Source organism: Burkholderia sp. BCC1988, from assembly GCF_905339895.1.
In the GTDB taxonomy this organism is placed as follows: Bacteria; Pseudomonadota; Gammaproteobacteria; order Burkholderiales; family Burkholderiaceae; genus Burkholderia.
In genome coordinates, this window is record NZ_CAJPHA010000009.1 from 234,097 (window position 1) to 248,732 (window position 14,636).

General features: G+C 60.4%; 23 protein-coding genes. 1 reads left to right on the forward strand and 22 read right to left on the reverse strand.

Features of this window, described 5'->3' with window-relative positions:
• Positions 1-97: 97 nt before the first annotated feature.
• Positions 98-562 carry a plasmid fertility inhibition factor family protein gene (locus U4012_RS15525; protein WP_044845051.1) on the forward strand — a complete coding sequence of 155 codons (465 nt, stop codon included), beginning with the start codon at positions 98-100 and terminating at the stop codon, positions 560-562.
• A gap of 19 nt (positions 563-581) precedes the next feature.
• On the opposite strand, the gene U4012_RS15530 is transcribed toward U4012_RS15525, so the two are convergent.
• From U4012_RS15530 to U4012_RS15635, 22 genes are all read right to left on the reverse strand, one after another.
• Entirely contained in the window at positions 582-1,142 is a 561-nt protein-coding gene (locus U4012_RS15530; RefSeq protein WP_321799698.1) for a GNAT family N-acetyltransferase, read from the reverse strand.
• Positions 1,143-1,971: 829 nt separating this feature from the next.
• Positions 1,972-2,253, reverse strand: coding sequence for a hypothetical protein (locus U4012_RS15535; RefSeq protein WP_321799700.1), 282 nt, complete (start codon positions 2,251-2,253; stop codon positions 1,972-1,974).
• An 89-nt stretch (positions 2,254-2,342) separates the two neighbouring features.
• Positions 2,343-2,894: a hypothetical protein gene (locus U4012_RS15540; protein WP_321799702.1), complete on the reverse strand. Its 552-nt coding sequence runs from the start codon at positions 2,892-2,894 to the stop codon at positions 2,343-2,345.
• Entirely contained in the window at positions 2,891-3,457 is a 567-nt protein-coding gene (locus U4012_RS15545; RefSeq protein ID WP_321799704.1) for a transglycosylase SLT domain-containing protein, read from the reverse strand. Before U4012_RS15545 ends, U4012_RS15540 begins: the two co-directional genes overlap by 4 nt.
• Entirely contained in the window at positions 3,454-4,026 is a 573-nt protein-coding gene (locus tag U4012_RS15550; protein WP_321799706.1) for a PAAR domain-containing protein, read from the reverse strand. The genes U4012_RS15545 and U4012_RS15550 overlap by 4 nt, the downstream gene beginning before the upstream one ends.
• A gap of 121 nt (positions 4,027-4,147) precedes the next feature.
• Positions 4,148-4,942: a DNA adenine methylase gene (locus tag U4012_RS15555; protein WP_321799708.1), complete on the reverse strand. Its 795-nt coding sequence runs from the start codon at positions 4,940-4,942 to the stop codon at positions 4,148-4,150.
• A gap of 197 nt (positions 4,943-5,139) precedes the next feature.
• A complete protein-coding gene (locus tag U4012_RS15560; RefSeq protein WP_321799709.1) occupies positions 5,140-5,445 on the reverse strand; it encodes a lipase family protein in 306 nt (101 codons plus the stop codon).
• Between the two features lie 23 nt (positions 5,446-5,468).
• Positions 5,469-5,834, reverse strand: coding sequence for a phage terminase large subunit family protein (locus tag U4012_RS15565; protein ID WP_321799809.1), 366 nt, complete (start codon positions 5,832-5,834; stop codon positions 5,469-5,471).
• Positions 5,835-5,895: 61 nt separating this feature from the next.
• Positions 5,896-6,564 carry a hypothetical protein gene (locus tag U4012_RS15570; protein WP_321799710.1) on the reverse strand — a complete coding sequence of 223 codons (669 nt, stop codon included), beginning with the start codon at positions 6,562-6,564 and terminating at the stop codon, positions 5,896-5,898.
• A 260-nt stretch (positions 6,565-6,824) separates the two neighbouring features.
• Positions 6,825-7,451: a hypothetical protein gene (locus U4012_RS15575; RefSeq protein WP_321799712.1), complete on the reverse strand. Its 627-nt coding sequence runs from the start codon at positions 7,449-7,451 to the stop codon at positions 6,825-6,827.
• Positions 7,452-7,485: 34 nt separating this feature from the next.
• The gene (locus tag U4012_RS15580; protein WP_321799714.1) at positions 7,486-8,019 is read right to left on the reverse strand and encodes a DUF4376 domain-containing protein; all 534 of its coding nucleotides are present in this window, start codon (positions 8,017-8,019) and stop codon (positions 7,486-7,488) included.
• Between the two features lie 273 nt (positions 8,020-8,292).
• A complete protein-coding gene (locus U4012_RS15585) occupies positions 8,293-8,709 on the reverse strand; it encodes a hypothetical protein (protein ID WP_321799716.1) in 417 nt (138 codons plus the stop codon).
• A 53-nt stretch (positions 8,710-8,762) separates the two neighbouring features.
• A complete protein-coding gene (locus tag U4012_RS15590) occupies positions 8,763-9,011 on the reverse strand; it encodes a phage portal protein (RefSeq protein ID WP_321799718.1) in 249 nt (82 codons plus the stop codon).
• Positions 9,008-9,496, reverse strand: coding sequence for a hypothetical protein (locus tag U4012_RS15595; RefSeq protein ID WP_321799720.1), 489 nt, complete (start codon positions 9,494-9,496; stop codon positions 9,008-9,010). The genes U4012_RS15590 and U4012_RS15595 overlap by 4 nt, the downstream gene beginning before the upstream one ends.
• Entirely contained in the window at positions 9,493-9,804 is a 312-nt protein-coding gene (locus U4012_RS15600) for a hypothetical protein (protein ID WP_321799722.1), read from the reverse strand. The genes U4012_RS15595 and U4012_RS15600 overlap by 4 nt, the downstream gene beginning before the upstream one ends.
• Positions 9,805-9,812: 8 nt before the next feature.
• Positions 9,813-10,397, reverse strand: a complete 585-nt coding sequence (locus tag U4012_RS15605; RefSeq protein ID WP_321799724.1) for a hypothetical protein — start codon at positions 10,395-10,397, stop codon at positions 9,813-9,815.
• Entirely contained in the window at positions 10,398-10,853 is a 456-nt protein-coding gene (locus U4012_RS15610) for a nuclease domain-containing protein (protein WP_321799726.1), read from the reverse strand.
• Complete coding sequence (locus U4012_RS15615) at positions 10,853-11,170, reverse strand: hypothetical protein (RefSeq protein WP_321799728.1); 318 nt, start codon at positions 11,168-11,170, stop codon at positions 10,853-10,855. The genes U4012_RS15610 and U4012_RS15615 overlap by 1 nt, the downstream gene beginning before the upstream one ends.
• Entirely contained in the window at positions 11,167-11,751 is a 585-nt protein-coding gene (locus U4012_RS15620) for an ArsR family transcriptional regulator (protein WP_321799729.1), read from the reverse strand. Before U4012_RS15620 ends, U4012_RS15615 begins: the two co-directional genes overlap by 4 nt.
• Entirely contained in the window at positions 11,751-12,350 is a 600-nt protein-coding gene (locus tag U4012_RS15625) for a DUF1064 domain-containing protein (protein WP_321799731.1), read from the reverse strand. Before U4012_RS15625 ends, U4012_RS15620 begins: the two co-directional genes overlap by 1 nt.
• Before the next feature lie 193 nt (positions 12,351-12,543).
• Complete coding sequence (locus U4012_RS15630; RefSeq protein ID WP_321799733.1) at positions 12,544-13,521, reverse strand: helix-turn-helix domain-containing protein; 978 nt, start codon at positions 13,519-13,521, stop codon at positions 12,544-12,546.
• Positions 13,522-13,707: 186 nt separating this feature from the next.
• Positions 13,708-14,532 carry a ParB/RepB/Spo0J family partition protein gene (locus U4012_RS15635; protein ID WP_321799736.1) on the reverse strand — a complete coding sequence of 275 codons (825 nt, stop codon included), beginning with the start codon at positions 14,530-14,532 and terminating at the stop codon, positions 13,708-13,710.
• Between the last annotated feature and the right edge of the window lie 104 nt (positions 14,533-14,636).

Consider the following 14,636-nt stretch of genomic DNA (forward strand, 5'->3'; position numbering starts at 1 on the left):
TGCCGCCGGCTCGATTCCGGGTATCCGCCTGCTCCGCGGTCGCAGCCGCGCTGCTACACTCCCGCCACAAAAAACGCTTGCCCCACCTCAGGAAACAATGACAGTCGCTCGGGCACAACATGACGGCGTCGATGTCTGGATCATCCAGCTTCCGGGACACCCCGCCTATGCCTATACACATCTCAAACGGGTATTCGCGTCCGACGACTCGCGGCATCGCGTCGTGACGGTCGACCTGGCGAAGCTGCTCGCGTGCGCCGATCGCGACACGACCGACTATGTGCTGCCATCGGTTCAATACTGGGCGCCCGGCAAGGCCGCCGGCATCCGCGATTTCCTCGATCCGGCCGAAGCCCGGATTCCCGACATGCCCTTCATCACGTTTCGCGAGACGAGAACGCGGACGCTGCTTGGCCTTCCGGGCCTGTCGAAAGTCGGCATCGCGTCGTTCCGGAACGGTCAGCATCGCGCGCGCTATCTGGCATTTGCAGGGGCAACGAGCCTGCCTGTCGAGGTGCATGAAACGGAGGCAGATTTGCTCGTGCGGTATTGCGGCGAGTAGCGGACGCGCCGCTTCATCTTCAGCGGCATCGGTCGTGCAGCGTGCAGCCTTGGGGTTCGGTGCCGGCATCGATCACGTAGATCCGGTCGGCGACCTCCGTGCGGCCGATGAAGCTGGTTTCGACGCCTGCCAACCGCCAGCCGTTATGCTCGTAGAAGCCGATCGCGCGGACGTTGCCGTCGAGTACCGAAAGATGAACCTTGTCCTCGCCGATATGGCGGGCCCATGCGCGAACGGCTTCGATCATGCGCTTGCCGGTACCGCTTCCGTGATGCGCGGGATGCACATGAAGGCAATCGAGCATGACGCCGCGCGCCGGATCGACCGGCCTTTCGGCGCTGACGAAACCGACCGGAGCCCCGTCGGACTCGGCGATCAGCACGAGGCCCCACTCCGCTTCGGCGCGGTCGAAATAGTTTCGCCACCGCGTCGCGTGCTCCGTCGGCACCTCATCGGCGAGATAGGCCGCCGGCAGGATATGGCTATAGGCGTTCTGCCAGCTCAGCGTGTGCAAACGAGCGATGTGTTCCGCGTCGTGTGGTGTCGCGTTGCGCAGCGTGATGGTGCGGTTTTCCGGCATGCGAGGGTCGCTCTCGTTGTGCGATGGAGGCAGGGAAAGTGTAGCAATCGCGACGTTTCAGTGGCGGGTTGCATAGGGAATCGTGTGCGGCAGTGCGCGTCATGCCGTGGTAATCGCGTAGTTCACCGTGACGTCTGCCGCATTCTCCAATTCCTCGACAGCAGCGCCGCAAAAAAAAATGTCCCGACGCCTTCCGGGGCGTCGGGACCGAACGGCCCTGCAAAGCTAAGGGCACGAGGAATCGATACATTACATGAATGTAAGACTATTAAGCATTGGCGGCTCGTGCCAAGTCATTGGCTTAATCCGCCAATCTGCGAGACGATGAGCGAAGCCGGTCGCCGCTTCGCTTCGCGGGCTCATGAGCAGCGGCCGCTCGATGGATCGGCCACGCGCGAGTGACGTGACTCGGCGCGCAGTCTCAATATCGAAACGGCTTTCGTCGGCTGACGCGAAATGGATGAATGGCGAGCAGAACGCTCTGGAAATGGCGCGGCTCGAATCGATGCAATCGCATCGAATTTTCCGCACAAAACAAAACAGGCGCCGAAGCGCCTGTTTTGTTTGAGAATTTTGGGGTGGCTGATGGGACTCGAACCCACGACAACAGGAATCACAATCCAAGACGCCAACCGACGAAATCCCATTAAAATCAAACAACTAGACAAATTTCGTTGGAATGATTTCAGAGTTTCGTGCACCGCCGGGCGAGGGTTTGCGACCGGTCATTCCGAAAAGCACGCCAACTACGAGGCATGTTTCGAGGGCCGCACTCCTGCATCGAAGGTAGCAAAAAGGCTACCGCAGTAGCGGCAGCCTACCTCTCATCTCAGAACGTCGGCATCTCACTGATGGGATATTTGGTTTCGTTCTTCGCGATTCGAAGTTCAACCTCGACTCGAGCCCCGCGCCAAATTGACTTCCCGTCATATTTGGCCGTAATCACCTCGTTCCCCTTCTCGATCAGTTCGACAACCTGTTTCGCAGTCGCAGGCGACAACTGTGGTGCCCACGATTCATTTGCTGTGTCCCACAGCCACAACTTGAATTTGGAAGCGACGTGGTTGCTCGGATTATCGTGATTTGCTGCCGTAATGCAGTAGAGTGCCATGCATTTCTCCCGTAGTACCATCGATATTGACGGCACTGGCATATTGGGGGGTCAAAAGCCAGAAAACAACCCCCACGGAAACTGATCCATCAATTGATGGGAATGAGTTGCCGTTTCGGGACCGGCAATCGGTCGGTCGGCGTGCTCTCCGAGGGTTGTCCCTTTCCTGCTACGTAGCGGTACACGATATACCGCTTGTCGGTGCCCTTGTCCGTATTCGGCATCACCACTAACATTTCCCGATCACCCGAATAGAGCCACCGTGGCAGCGCCTTTTCCGCAAAATAGATGCGTTCGTTGGCGTGAGTGCGCGGGTTCACTCGAATAGCGACGCCTTTCAGGTAGGGCGACCCGTATTCAAGGGCAAAGACGAGCGTCTGGCCAACGCACTTCGACATCACAACACGGCCTACAAAGTCGCTATCCGGCATGTCGAGGAATGCGCGCTCAATCTTGTCATCGATCTGCACGAACAACTCATCACCATCCAGCCCGTGCGATCGAGCCTCCAAGATGGCAGTACTTCCGTCAGCAAGAGTGCACGACAGAATCGGCCGTAGCTGGATAGAATCGCTAGCTCGTGCAGGCATACCCATCGATACGCTCGCGATCAACAGAAGAGCAAGGGCCAGGATTTTCATTTGGTCATGTCACGCAGAATTTGCATCGATTCCGGGTCGGCCTTCAGTTTGGCAGCGCAGGCACTGATTTTTTGATAGTAGATGCCATTCGCGAGGCCGCGATATTTCTTGTAGGCATCCGCCACAGAAGGCGATGTATCGATCCAATATTGCATGTATTCCGTACCGAGCTGGATGTTGGTTGCCCCGTCGAATATCTGAGGGCCATTATGGATCGTGGCTCCGTCCTGAAATGCCTGCTGGACCTGCGGATCGCTCGGCATGTGTCCGAGCGTCCTTTGCATTCTGTACTTGTAGACTTGCTTAACCGCTGCAGTCGTCATCTGCATGAGCCCCTTCGCGCTACTTCCCGAGGTAGTAGCGTTAGCGTCGAACCTAGACTCCATGTAAATCTGGCAGATGACGATGTTCTCGTCGAGCACTGAACGATTGTTCGCACGAACCAGATTACGAATCTCGCGCAATCGCGCAGAATCGTCTACCTGTACACCAGCTGGCGTTGTATTCGACTTCGGTGTTAATGCGGCCTTGTGCGTTTTGATAATTTTTTTCTTCGCTGTCATAGGTATCGATCCCAGTTCGGGTCAAGCGGTGCATGCTCTTCGAATACGTGAATGGTCGCACTTATTGCGCTGTTCGCGGCTACTTTTTGCGTGCGGCCCAGTGAATCTGTACGGCCCTCGATTTCTCGTCCGTCCTCAGACACGATTTTGTAGGGTATGTCTATCAGCGGCGCGCCCGTGCGCTCGCTCTTCACGAGAAAGTGCTGATCGTATGCTTCACCCGTGGTTTGGCCGTAGTCTAGCGTGGTGTAGTCTCCGTGCTGTCCCTGCTTTGCACCCATGTCCTCGAACCATGCCGTCGCGATTGTACGAGCGACCATGCGAGGAGGCTTAGGGCAAGCACAAAGCAGAATATCCCCGTCGAGCGCGAGTTCAGTGCCGTGGTGGATATGCCGCCGCGATCCGCCAGCCTTGGTAATCAAGCCGGTGTGCTTACAGGCGTTGCAGTAGCAACGCGCCCCGATCTTCGCCGGCGCGTGTCCGTAAAAGCCGATCGGCGGCCCCGAATACGGCTCGATCACGCCTCCTGTTTCCGGTTGATCGTCCACAGATAGGTAGCGCCGCATCATGTTGCTGGCCTCCTTAAACTTTAAAGGGAGACCACCCTAGCACCGAACTCCTGAGGCAAGTATCAACAAGTGTCAGGGTGCCGACGAGGCCGAGATCCCCCCTCCTACAGAGCCGACGTCCCTAAAAAAGCCCGTCGGTCTGCGTACCGGGCTCCCAATTCGTAATCACCAGCTCGCGGCTCGTCGACGCCCCTCCATTCCTATTGTCGATGCTGTACTTGATCGACAGGCCGAGCATCGGAAAGCCATCGAACGCGCGCCGTATGTCCGGATGGTCGTTGATGCTGACCATCACCTTACCTTTGCAGGATCGCATGAACGCGGCCATGCGCTCGTACTCTTCGAATGGAAACGGCACACCGTAGCCTTCGGTTTTCCAGTACGGCGGGTCGCAGTAAAAAAACGTGTGCGGCCGGTCGTACCGGGACATGCACTCATGCCACGGCAGGTTGTCGACGTGCGCGCCGGCCAGGCGCAAATGCGCGGCTGACAGGCTTTCCTCGATTCTGAGCAGATTGACCGATGGCGCGGTCGTCGCTGTACCGAATGTCTGTCCGTCGACCTTGCCGCCGAATGCGTGATGCTGAAGGTAGTAGAAGCGCGCGGCTCGCTGAATATCAGTGAGGGTTTCCAGGACCGCCTGCTGATGCCACTTGAACACCTGCCGGCTCGAGATCGCCCATTTCAACTGTCGAACGAATTCCTCGAGGTGGTGCTGCACGACTCGGTAGAGGTTCACCAATTCGCCGTTGATGTCGTTGAGCACCTCGACCGGCGCCGGCACCGGCCGGAGAAAGTACAGTGCGGCTCCGCCGCAGAAGACCTCCACGTAGCACTCGTGCTGCGGGAACAGTGGGAGGAGTTGGTCGGCGAGACGACGTTTGCCGCCAAGCCAAGGAATAATGGGATTGCTCATTGCGAATTGCCAACTTCAGGTTGATAATATTTGTTGCCTCCGCAGAGGTGGCAGGGCCTTGGCTGATTCGCTGCTCATCCAGTGAAAAGGCGGCCGGCACGGTGTTTCCTGCACCGTATTGGCCGCCCTGCTCTATTTCGCGTGACCGCTCTGATATCACACCGATCACCTCGTCGCACTTCGGCTCGAACGCGGCCTTACAGCGCCTCGATCACTCGCTCGATGAAGTGATCTTCGACGTTCGGGAATGGTAGCTTCGGCTTGCCGATCTGTGTCAGCAGGCCGGCGTGACTCCAGCCGAGCGGCACCCCGGTAACGACGTCGTTACCGTTGCGAAACAGCCGCACCGGCACCTTCGCGAGCACCGCCCGGACACCGACGCCGGGACTGACTCGTGGCGGCTCGAACCCATAAACGGTGACCTTGGCATGGCCGATCAGCGTCAGCGCGACGGCGGCCATGATGGCGATCGCCGCGCCGAGCGAATGACCGACCAGCGTCACCGGTTCATCTCCGATAGCTGCCGTCACCGGTAACCGTCGTAATCGGTCAGCGCCATCCGCGGGATGTTTTTGGCGCGGAACTTCCCGGGCGTCGGCCAGCCGAGGCTCACCATGTTGCCGGCGCGGAAGCGCTTGTCGAACACGTTGTCATCATGTCCGAACGGCGACAGCCGACCGCGCATCTCCGGGCTCGCGTAGATCATCCGATCGACACGATTTCGACTGAAGGTTCTGCCGTCGTCCTGTGTGACGAGCACGATCATCATGTCGGCCGGATCGTCCACGACCGAGTAGACCAGCCATCCCTCGACGAGACTCTGTGTTTTGCCGCTCTGCGCGACGCCGACAAATATGACGGCCTCGAGGTCGCGCCGCGTCAGGCAATCCATCGGCGTCACGACGTAGGGGGTCCGTTCGGGATCCCACGGCCCCTCATAACCGCCCGGGGTGCTAATCCGCAGGTTTGCTATTGCGCTTTCGCTTACCTTGTCCCGCTTTGGCGGGAGCAGGATTTCCAGCGTCTCCGCCGCTTCCATCCGCCCCGTCGACAGGTTGTTTGTCGGGTACAACGATTGATAGGGCATTCTTGTACAGGTCCCCGCGAACATGCGCGATCTTGCGGGCAAGCTCGGTCACCTGCTCCGGGGACAGCCCTGCCGATTGCTCCAGGACGTCCGGGAGCGTGTCAAGGAAGGTGGCAAAGAATTTCGACAGATCCGCCATCTGCTCGACGTGCTGCGCGACGGACATCAATTCGCCTTCAAGCTTGGCGAGATCGAGGTCATTCCGGCGCGTCTTGCTGCGCAGGTTGTCGATCTGCGCCTGCTTGTAAGGGTCTTTGTCGTCCAGTTGGGCGGCGGCCTGCTTATCCAGCTCACGCCGCCAAAGATTGCGCAGACTCAGCCCCGCGAGGTAGCGGCCCCGACCGGATTTGACGGTTACACCATCAGCTACGAGGCGGATCACCTGCTCGCGTGACGAATACGGGCCGAATTTTGTAAGCCAATGGACAGTTACCTCGAAGTCCGGCTCCGCTACCTTCGGCGTCTCGCTCATCACAAAACCTTGTTTTTTCTCAGTCACAAACTTGAGGGGGTTGAGGGCCGGATGCGCCAACAAATCCCGAAGTCGAAAATCGCTGCAGTCCGCATGCAGAAAGGCGCTGCGGATTATTGCGAAATCCGCAATAGCACTATTTGTGATTGTGACTGGGCTCGTTTCAGGACCGAAAATTACTTAAATATCGCGCGTCGCAGCATTCCCCGCGGTTTGCCATCGCGCCGGCAAGGACCCGCGCCGTTTCGGCACTACCTTTCATATAGCCTTCTGCGGCGCAGGCGGCGGCCCCGACCCGCGGGAGCACGGCGAGAACGGCGGCTCTAGCCTGCCGCCTTGCGGGCGATGCGTTCGAATTCAGCGGCCAGGCGTTCATCGAAGCGTTTCCGAATCACGGCGTCCACCGTCGGCTGCATATGCAGGCGCTCTTTGATACTCACCTGCGGCTTCAGAATGAAGAGCGGCACGATTCCATGACCGACGCCGGCTTCGCCTGTAACAACAGCGTAGAGCCCCGACTTCAATGGCACGACAAACGCCTTACCCTTCGCAATCAGTGCGCTGGCACGCTGTCCTTTCGCAATGACTTTGGCCGGCGCACCGCCGACAGGAATCGCAAGATACGGCTTGCCATGCACCTTGACACTCTCACGGCCTTCGTCGCCGGCATGGCGGGCTGTGTCTTCGGTCTGCTGCGCAGTCCACCAGTCGGTCGTGCCGACAATCGCCGTCAGATTCTGTTTCGTCGACTTCTCCGTGACGATGCCGCTCTGCGTGCGCTTGTTCCGCAGCGTGAACGTCCCGGGTAGCGTGTCGGTTCGAATCGACTTTTGCGCCTCGAACGCAACGGTATTGAGTGCCTGGGACGTCGCATACGGAAGATCGCGCGAGAACATCCGGAATTTCAAGCCAAGCTTTTCGAAGCTGCTCTTCACGTCCAGTTTGATCATGCGGTTTTCAACGGGTTGAAGTCGACGTCGTTGCCTACCAAGCTACGGCTTGGATTGCCGAGTATGTCGCCGCAGACCTCACCTGCGTCTTGAGCGACTGGAGACGCTGAAATGCAGCAGCGCCTTGCGCACCGATCGCCTGCGCGAGCCCCTGCATATCAGCGTAGGTAAATGGCACCTGCGTATTGTCGGCGGCCACCCAATAGAAACCTTGCGGTGTCGCGCCGGCCGCCTGAAATGCAATCAGCATCGCCTGCAGGTTGGAGACACTCTGCGAATCCGCTTGATACGTCTTTTGCACCCCGGCTTGCGTTGTGAAGCCCACCGATTGCTGCGTCGCGAGTGCGTACGAGTTCGCCAAATCCGTCAGTTTCGCCGTCCGGACATCAGCCAGTTCCGCGACGTTCAGTGGCCGAACGATCCACGCATTGTTCGCGACGTCGGCCACAACAACGCTATTCGGATCAGTGTTCGCCGGCGGCGCAACCGTGAGGCAAAACGGAATCGTCGTCGTGTCATCCACTTGCCCGGCATAACGCAGGGTGTCGGGATAGTAGAGGTATTTCATGGTAGGCGTGTCCACAAACGTATCCGGCGTCAACTGGCGCCCGCGCGACGGCCAGCCCGTCAGCACTAAGCGCTTCGCCCTCACGACTGGCGACTGTGTTGTGCCGCCCCAGAGCCCGGCCACAACAGACGGGATAGCGCAGACAATCGCCATGCGTGAAAACGAAAAAGCCCGCTCAGTGGCGGGCCTTATCTTCAGACGAGCGACGGCCCGGAACAGGCCGCGTCACTCGGTAAATACCGGAATCAAATTGTTCTACGAATTTTAGTAGACCTAATCTGAATCCGCAAGCCCCTTGTTCATCTTGTCAACTATCGACTGCATCGAGACATACACCGGGCGCGGCTCGATCAACTTCTCTTCCACAGCTCGGCGCGCGTGCGCGAGCGCGAGATCGAAAATTGTCGTCGGACGAACCTTCAATCCGAGACGTCGACAGATGACCGGGGGTGACGCACGCCACACATAGTGCATTTGCAGGATCTTCCGATCGAGCGGTATCAGCTTACGAACTGCCGTCTCAACCGCTGCCGCATCCTTGACGTCAATCGACGAATCGATGGTTTCCCCTCGCACCGATGGGAAGTAGATGTTCGCTACCATTCCATCTCCGCCACCCGGCCCACTACGCTGCGCGCGCGCCCAGTTGTCGAGCCGCGTTTCAATATCTGATTTCCGTGTACAGCTCATGTTCTGCGTTTCCTCGCGGCATGTCCCATTGGGGCATCTAGTATTTCGGAGCGTCACATCACCACTGTGAAACTGATGCCGTGATGCGTGAGCCAGTCACCTATGGCATGGCGCATCGTCCGGTTGCGCGGCCACGGAAACGAAATCTGCATGCCGTGCTCCGTCTCCGTGATCTCGCCGGAGAACGGGCATTCATCGAACGCGATGAGATCCGCTTCCGTCACCCCGTCGCGATGACGGATCGCCGATATCATCAATCGTTCGGGCACGTCGCTATATAAGATGCATGCGGCAGCGCTCATGCCAGGCTTTTCAGAATGGATTGAAATTGACGCAGCTTTTCGAGGTTGGCCGCGTTCTCGGCATTGCCCTGCTCGATCGTAAGCGCAGCCGTCTCGATGTCCGATGCGAGCATCACGAGATCCGTCGCTATCGACCGTGCGCGCTCGGCGATCTTCGACAGGATATCGATCGGGAGAACTGCCTGCTCATCGGCCGCCGCAGCAGTTTGTTCGGTTCTTTGATCCGGCACCTTCAATACCTCCCTCTCTCTAACTTCGATTCGTTGATAGCGACCGCGGCTCGGTTCGCGAATCAGCCCGGCATCCTTCAGTCGGCGAAGACACCCATCGATTACCGCAGCGTCCGGCGAGCTCTTCGTTACCCGCAAGAGATGACCCGCAATCTCCGAACGCGACCACGCCTCCTGAATCGGGACCATATCGAGGACTTTTTTCGCGATCGCAGACAGTCCGCTCACGGCGGCTTGATATTTCGCCGGCGTCATTTCTGGTTCTCCACTTCAAACTCGGTTTCGCCTGCGTCCATTCGAACGAGAAACGGAGCCAACGTCCGCGCGTTCCAATTCACGGGCACCTCAACCGGATACGTTCCGTCCGGATTCCATGCGTGCGGCGCAGCCTGATCGCGGTATTTGTCCGGCACGATCACGTCCGCATAGATCCAAGCCGTCGCAGGTTTCGCGGGAGTGCCGCGGCGAACCGGGCCGCGCAGGCGAACCGCGCGGCATTCGAACGTTTGGTAGCTCTCGCGGAAAAAGCGCCAATGGCGCGTCGCCGGAAGTGACATCTTCACGACAAGCCTCAAGCTGCCTCCGGTCGACGGACAGGAAGCGGCAGGCGCCCCGAATAGCGCTTGATCAGCACAACCGTCAGGACCACGCCGCTCGCCAATGCGAAACACACCAACCCGAGCACCAGCAGCGCAACCGCGCCGCCATCGTCGTCCTTGCTATCGAACAGCTTGGACACGCTATCGAGCGCGCTGGGAATGCCGTCGACGGCGCCCGCAATGTTATGAATCTGCGCGAAGGTGTTGTACGCAGCCGTTCCCATATCCAGCAGACTGCGCGTCCGGAATGCGACGATCCACGATTGAATGGTGATGATCAGCCCCGTACCGACTAGCGGGACGATAACGAGCAAGTACCAGAGCGACATGGCTCCGGTCGCAGCCCTCGCCGGTAAATGGCCGGTCGCGTACAGCGCGTACCCAGCAACAAAGCCACCTACGCTGCTGAAGCCAATCGCCGATTGGACGGCACCGCACCACGCAAGCAGGCGGACGAAGCCACCGAGCGCTTTCGACTCGTTCCAGATGCCGCCAACCGACCAGCAGTTGAACCAGCTGATGCCGAAGTTCAGCGCGAGAAGTAATACGATTTCCATTCAGACCACCTCCTGTTCAGGTTGATTGATACCCATCTTTCGCGCGCGCACAGGCGCCCATTCCTCGTATGCCCGGTCCCACGTGTCGAACTTGACCTGTTTCGGCGTGCCGACGCGGTTCTGATCGGTCCATGCGTGACACCACATGCAGCCCGGAACAGTGAATTCGTTTTTCGCCTTCAGGTTGCCGGCCTTCCCGTGGCGCCCCTGGTTCGAATGGCACGGCACCACCGTGTCGTCGAGCGGGTTGAGGCGGCAGACGCCTGGCACGCGCAGATAGCACGGCTCACCGCGGCAAGCCGCCAAGTACTTCGAGCCTTCGGCGACAGTCGGCCGCTTCGCACTGCGCTTCATCGCCACCTTCCGCGGTGCCTGCTCCGGAAGCGGTGAGCTTTTTCGGGACCATGAACCGCGCGCGAGCGGCTTCTTGCGCGGACCGAAACCGGAGCGCTTCATCAGCCGCACCGCCGCACCAACATCGCAAGGGATGCACGCGCATCCAACGATTGCTGATAGCCGGCGAGAGTGCTGGTCAGATTCGGACCGACTCGCGTATCCGGCCGTGCTGGCCCGCCGCACGTTCCCGCAATCGAGTAGCGACGCGCGCTCTGTATGGTTTTGACGTCGAGCCGCGTGATTGCCGGATCACTGCCGAGCAAGTTGCGGATCGTCGATACCGGCATCTCCGTCAACGCAGCCAGTTCATGCGCTGTGTAGCGAATGCCGGGTTTCATTGCAGCGATGAGCGTTCCGAGCGTGAATTTCTTCCTCATGCTGCCGCCGTCCCGAACAGCGCCCGCGCTGCGATGTCACGTTGTGCGGTGCCGGTACGCTTCGCGGCATTCGCGCGCCGCCGCACCATCACGCGCATGTACTCGTCCGGCTGGTTTTCTCGCAGGTACGTCATGCGATCGCGGAATTTCTGCCCCGGCGTACGCACCGCCGGGCGAGGTGCATCCTTGCGCTTGCCCACGGCATAGACGCGTGCCGGGTACCCGCTTGCGCAGAATCGCTCCCACCGCGCGATGTGGACCTGGCCAGCTGCGTGCAACACCTTCAGATGCTTCATGACGGTGCGGCGCGAGATCCCGGTTTTCGCCGACAACTCGAGCGACTCCATCGGACCTTGTGCCAGCACTCGCAGGATCGCCGATGCGTTCGGATCACGGACTCGCGCGTTCCGGTTCGGTCGAACGCCCAAGCCGATCTGCAAACCGTGCGTCAAAACGGCTTCGACGCGCCGGCCATTGAACAGGTCTAGGTACTGTTTCATCGGGCCGTTGGCCACCCATACGCGCCGAAGATCTGCCTCTTCCTGCTCGCTCCATTTTCGCCACGGGCGCTTGCCTTCCATCACACCTCCCTTATCGAAATTTTGTGCACGGCCAACATGTCTTTCCGCTTCTGCACATAGGTCGGGTTCTTCCGCGTGATCGGCGACTTCACATCCTCGACCACCTGCTTTCCCGTCTCGCAGTCGACGTAGACGAAATCGGCCACGTACTTCGACGCGCGCTCCCATCTTCCGTCGTCCCGCTGCATGCGCTCCGTCAGCACGAACGGAATCTGAAGCCGCAAATCCCGGATCAAGCCGGCCGCCTGCATTCGCACGAGCTCGAAATACCGCGCCCGCTCTTTCTCGCTGTCGAACCGAATGCCGTCGTGTTCGCACTTCCTGTTGCGGTACTTCGGCGCGGCGGCCGGCTTCGTCAGATTCGCGATCGCCTTCGAAAGCGGCGCCGGCACGCCAATCTCAGCTGCGACGTGCGCCGAACGCGCGATGCTCGAGGCAATCGCGGGCGCACCGATGCCGTCCGCGATGTCGTCGAACTCCGACGGCGGCTGCACGCCGGTCTGCCGCATGATCTGTCGCGCCGCCGAGCTGCGGCCCACGGCCCAGCTATCCCGCACTCGTGCCGTTCCTACGGTCTTCGCATCAGTGTCGATCCGCATAGGCCAGGTTGTTCGCTTCGTCATGCCCTCTTCCCGCTATCGACGTATTTCCGCAGCTCACGACGTGCAATCTCCGCCGCCGCATCACCGTGCCGCTCGCGCACCGACGAGATCAGCGCACGCGCCTTACCATTTCGGCCCGCGCGCGCGTCGCGCACTGCGGCCAGGAACCGATCGAGACACGCCTGCGCCGTCATTGCTGGCCCGGTTCACGCGGAATGTCGTTGAAGAACGCGTACAGGGCGTCGTAGCGTTCCTCGCTCTCGCGACCGACCGTCCGCAGCATGTCCTCCATCCATTCGCCCGGACCGGCCGCCTTGAACACGCGCGCCTTGTACTGCTCGAACACCTGATTCGGCCTTTCCTCGACGCCGAGCTGCTTGCCACGCTCGCGGATTCCCGGCGCGGTCTTCCACCAGTCCGGCGGGACAGAGCCGCCCGACGTCGACGACGCGGCAGCCGGATCGGCCTTCGCCGGGAAAAGCCCGGTCCAGCCGCGCAGCACGGCCTCGTCGATGCAAGCAACGGGATCGTGTCCACCGTCACGGAGCTTCGTCAGCCGCTTGATCGAGACTTTCGCCGTCGCGTGCGCCCATGGCGCCGACTTGTCCGCCGCTTTCGCCTCCCGGTGTTCGCACCAGTCGAGCCATGCGTCCGACGGCAGCCAAGCGGGCAATTCGACCGCTCGCAGTTCGGCATGCAACGCAACTCGCGGCGCACGCCGCGCAGGTTGACGGTTCCCTGACGGTTCCATTGGAGGTTCTTGACGGTTAGACGGCACCTCGTTCGGGGGTGGGGTGAACGCCGTGCCGGGGTCCCCCGAATCTCCCGCGGGGGTGTGGTGCACGGTGTTCGCGGGTGCATTTCCTTCGCCGGTGCATTTGGTGCCGGGGTGAATATCCTTCGGGGGTGAATATGCTGCGGGGGTTATCGTGTAGCTCGTATGCCGGCCGTTCGTCCGGTTCGCAGCAACAATCCCGGCCAACTCAAGCCACTTGATCGCGTTCTGCACCGCGCGATCGGACGCACACACGCGTTTCGCGATGGTCGGAATTGACGGCCAGCAAACGCCCTGATCGTTCGCGTTATCCGCGAGCGAAATCAGCACCGCTTTCTGCGCGATCGACATTCCGCCAAGCGGCCAGCATTGAGACATGATCATCGTGCTCATGACCGTAGCCTCAATGCCCGCACGGCAGTTCGCCGCGGTCGTCCGTGGTCGAGCCGCACGAAATACAACGGCGCCCGGCACGTTGCACGTACACGTCGGCCGCCGCGCCGGGCTCTGATGCCACTGCATCGGTGACAGATACCGACCCGGCCTGGCCCAGAGCGCGCGACAATTCTTCAATTTGCCTCATGCAGCCGTGCCCCCGGTCGCAGCGTCAGCGACTTCGATACCGAGCACCCATCGAAGCGCCGCTGCGCGCTCGCCTGTCGCCTGCTCGAGTTCCGTCGTGATCTCTTTGCGGGAACGCACCCGCGGCGTCCCGTTGTCGACGACTGCCCGCTGCGCACGCGAACGCGCATGACCAGTCTTACCCTCGCCGGCCGCGACGAGCTCGCGCACCTTCTCCCGCTGCTCGACCGGTTCGAGCTTCGCGAGCTTCCGCGCGTGCGTAACGTTGATCTGCCCCGCGTCGACGGCCTTCTGAACCGCTTCGCAGCATTCGAGCAGCGCGACCGTCGCCCGGACAGTCTGGACGTTGCAGCCGAACAGGATTGCAACGTCATCCTCGGACCGCATGCTCAGTTGGCGCGCCATCTTCGCGGCCGTCGTGAGCGGTGTCTCCTGTTGGCGAATTGCGTTCTCGCTTGCAACCCGTGCTGACAACACGGAAGCACGCTCGTTGCGCCCGAGACGCCGAACGATCCCCGGCACCGTGATCTGCGGTTGCCCGCGATCGACGAGGCGCCGATTCGCCTCTCGGGCCGCCTTCACGCGCTGCCGCCCGGTAACAACCTGCACTTCACCGGTCTCCGGATCCTTCGTCACTTCGATCGGCTGAATCACGCCTTGAAACATGATGTTGCGGACCATGCTCTCGTCGACCGGCCAGTGGACGCGCTCGTCAAAAAGCGGATGGGTCGGATCGGTTACGAGAACAAGTGTGTCCGGATCGAAGTCGAGCGCGTTGCCCTTTCCCTTCGCGCCGTAGACGTCAATACTGTTTTTTGCCATTGCTGCTCCTATGCACGGGGCCTATTCACAAAGCCCGTATTCGGACGATCGCATCCACCGATGCGGTATCGATCTGCGTAAGCGCCACGCGGCAGTCGCCGATG

Excerpts from the sequence above, each read along its gene's own strand:
- U4012_RS15625 (WP_321799731.1), bottom strand. The coding sequence starts at position 12,350 with ATGCGGATCGACACTGATGCGAAGACCGTAGGAACGGCACGAGTGCGG.
- U4012_RS15540 (WP_321799702.1), bottom strand. The coding sequence starts at position 2,894 with ATGAAAATCCTGGCCCTTGCTCTTCTGTTGATCGCGAGCGTATCGATG.
- U4012_RS15620 (WP_321799729.1), bottom strand. The coding sequence starts at position 11,751 with ATGGAAGGCAAGCGCCCGTGGCGAAAATGGAGCGAGCAGGAAGAGGCA.
- U4012_RS15565 (WP_321799809.1), bottom strand. The coding sequence starts at position 5,834 with ATGGATTGCCTGACGCGGCGCGACCTCGAGGCCGTCATATTTGTCGGC.
- U4012_RS15630 (WP_321799733.1), bottom strand. The coding sequence starts at position 13,521 with ATGAGCACGATGATCATGTCTCAATGCTGGCCGCTTGGCGGAATGTCG.
- U4012_RS15610 (WP_321799726.1), bottom strand. The coding sequence starts at position 10,853 with ATGAAGCGCTCCGGTTTCGGTCCGCGCAAGAAGCCGCTCGCGCGCGGT.
- U4012_RS15635 (WP_321799736.1), bottom strand. The coding sequence starts at position 14,532 with ATGGCAAAAAACAGTATTGACGTCTACGGCGCGAAGGGAAAGGGCAAC.
- U4012_RS15545 (WP_321799704.1), bottom strand. The coding sequence starts at position 3,457 with ATGACAGCGAAGAAAAAAATTATCAAAACGCACAAGGCCGCATTAACA.
- U4012_RS15595 (WP_321799720.1), bottom strand. The coding sequence starts at position 9,496 with ATGACGCCGGCGAAATATCAAGCCGCCGTGAGCGGACTGTCTGCGATC.
- U4012_RS15580 (WP_321799714.1), bottom strand. The coding sequence starts at position 8,019 with ATGAAATACCTCTACTATCCCGACACCCTGCGTTATGCCGGGCAAGTG.
- U4012_RS15590 (WP_321799718.1), bottom strand. The coding sequence starts at position 9,011 with ATGAGCGCTGCCGCATGCATCTTATATAGCGACGTGCCCGAACGATTG.
- U4012_RS15550 (WP_321799706.1), bottom strand. The coding sequence starts at position 4,026 with ATGATGCGGCGCTACCTATCTGTGGACGATCAACCGGAAACAGGAGGC.
- U4012_RS15525 (WP_044845051.1), top strand. The coding sequence starts at position 98 with ATGACAGTCGCTCGGGCACAACATGACGGCGTCGATGTCTGGATCATC.
- U4012_RS15535 (WP_321799700.1), bottom strand. The coding sequence starts at position 2,253 with ATGGCACTCTACTGCATTACGGCAGCAAATCACGATAATCCGAGCAAC.
- U4012_RS15615 (WP_321799728.1), bottom strand. The coding sequence starts at position 11,170 with ATGAGGAAGAAATTCACGCTCGGAACGCTCATCGCTGCAATGAAACCC.
- U4012_RS15585 (WP_321799716.1), bottom strand. The coding sequence starts at position 8,709 with ATGAGCTGTACACGGAAATCAGATATTGAAACGCGGCTCGACAACTGG.
- U4012_RS15605 (WP_321799724.1), bottom strand. The coding sequence starts at position 10,397 with ATGGAAATCGTATTACTTCTCGCGCTGAACTTCGGCATCAGCTGGTTC.
- U4012_RS15575 (WP_321799712.1), bottom strand. The coding sequence starts at position 7,451 with ATGATCAAACTGGACGTGAAGAGCAGCTTCGAAAAGCTTGGCTTGAAA.
- U4012_RS15530 (WP_321799698.1), bottom strand. The coding sequence starts at position 1,142 with ATGCCGGAAAACCGCACCATCACGCTGCGCAACGCGACACCACACGAC.
- U4012_RS15555 (WP_321799708.1), bottom strand. The coding sequence starts at position 4,942 with ATGAGCAATCCCATTATTCCTTGGCTTGGCGGCAAACGTCGTCTCGCC.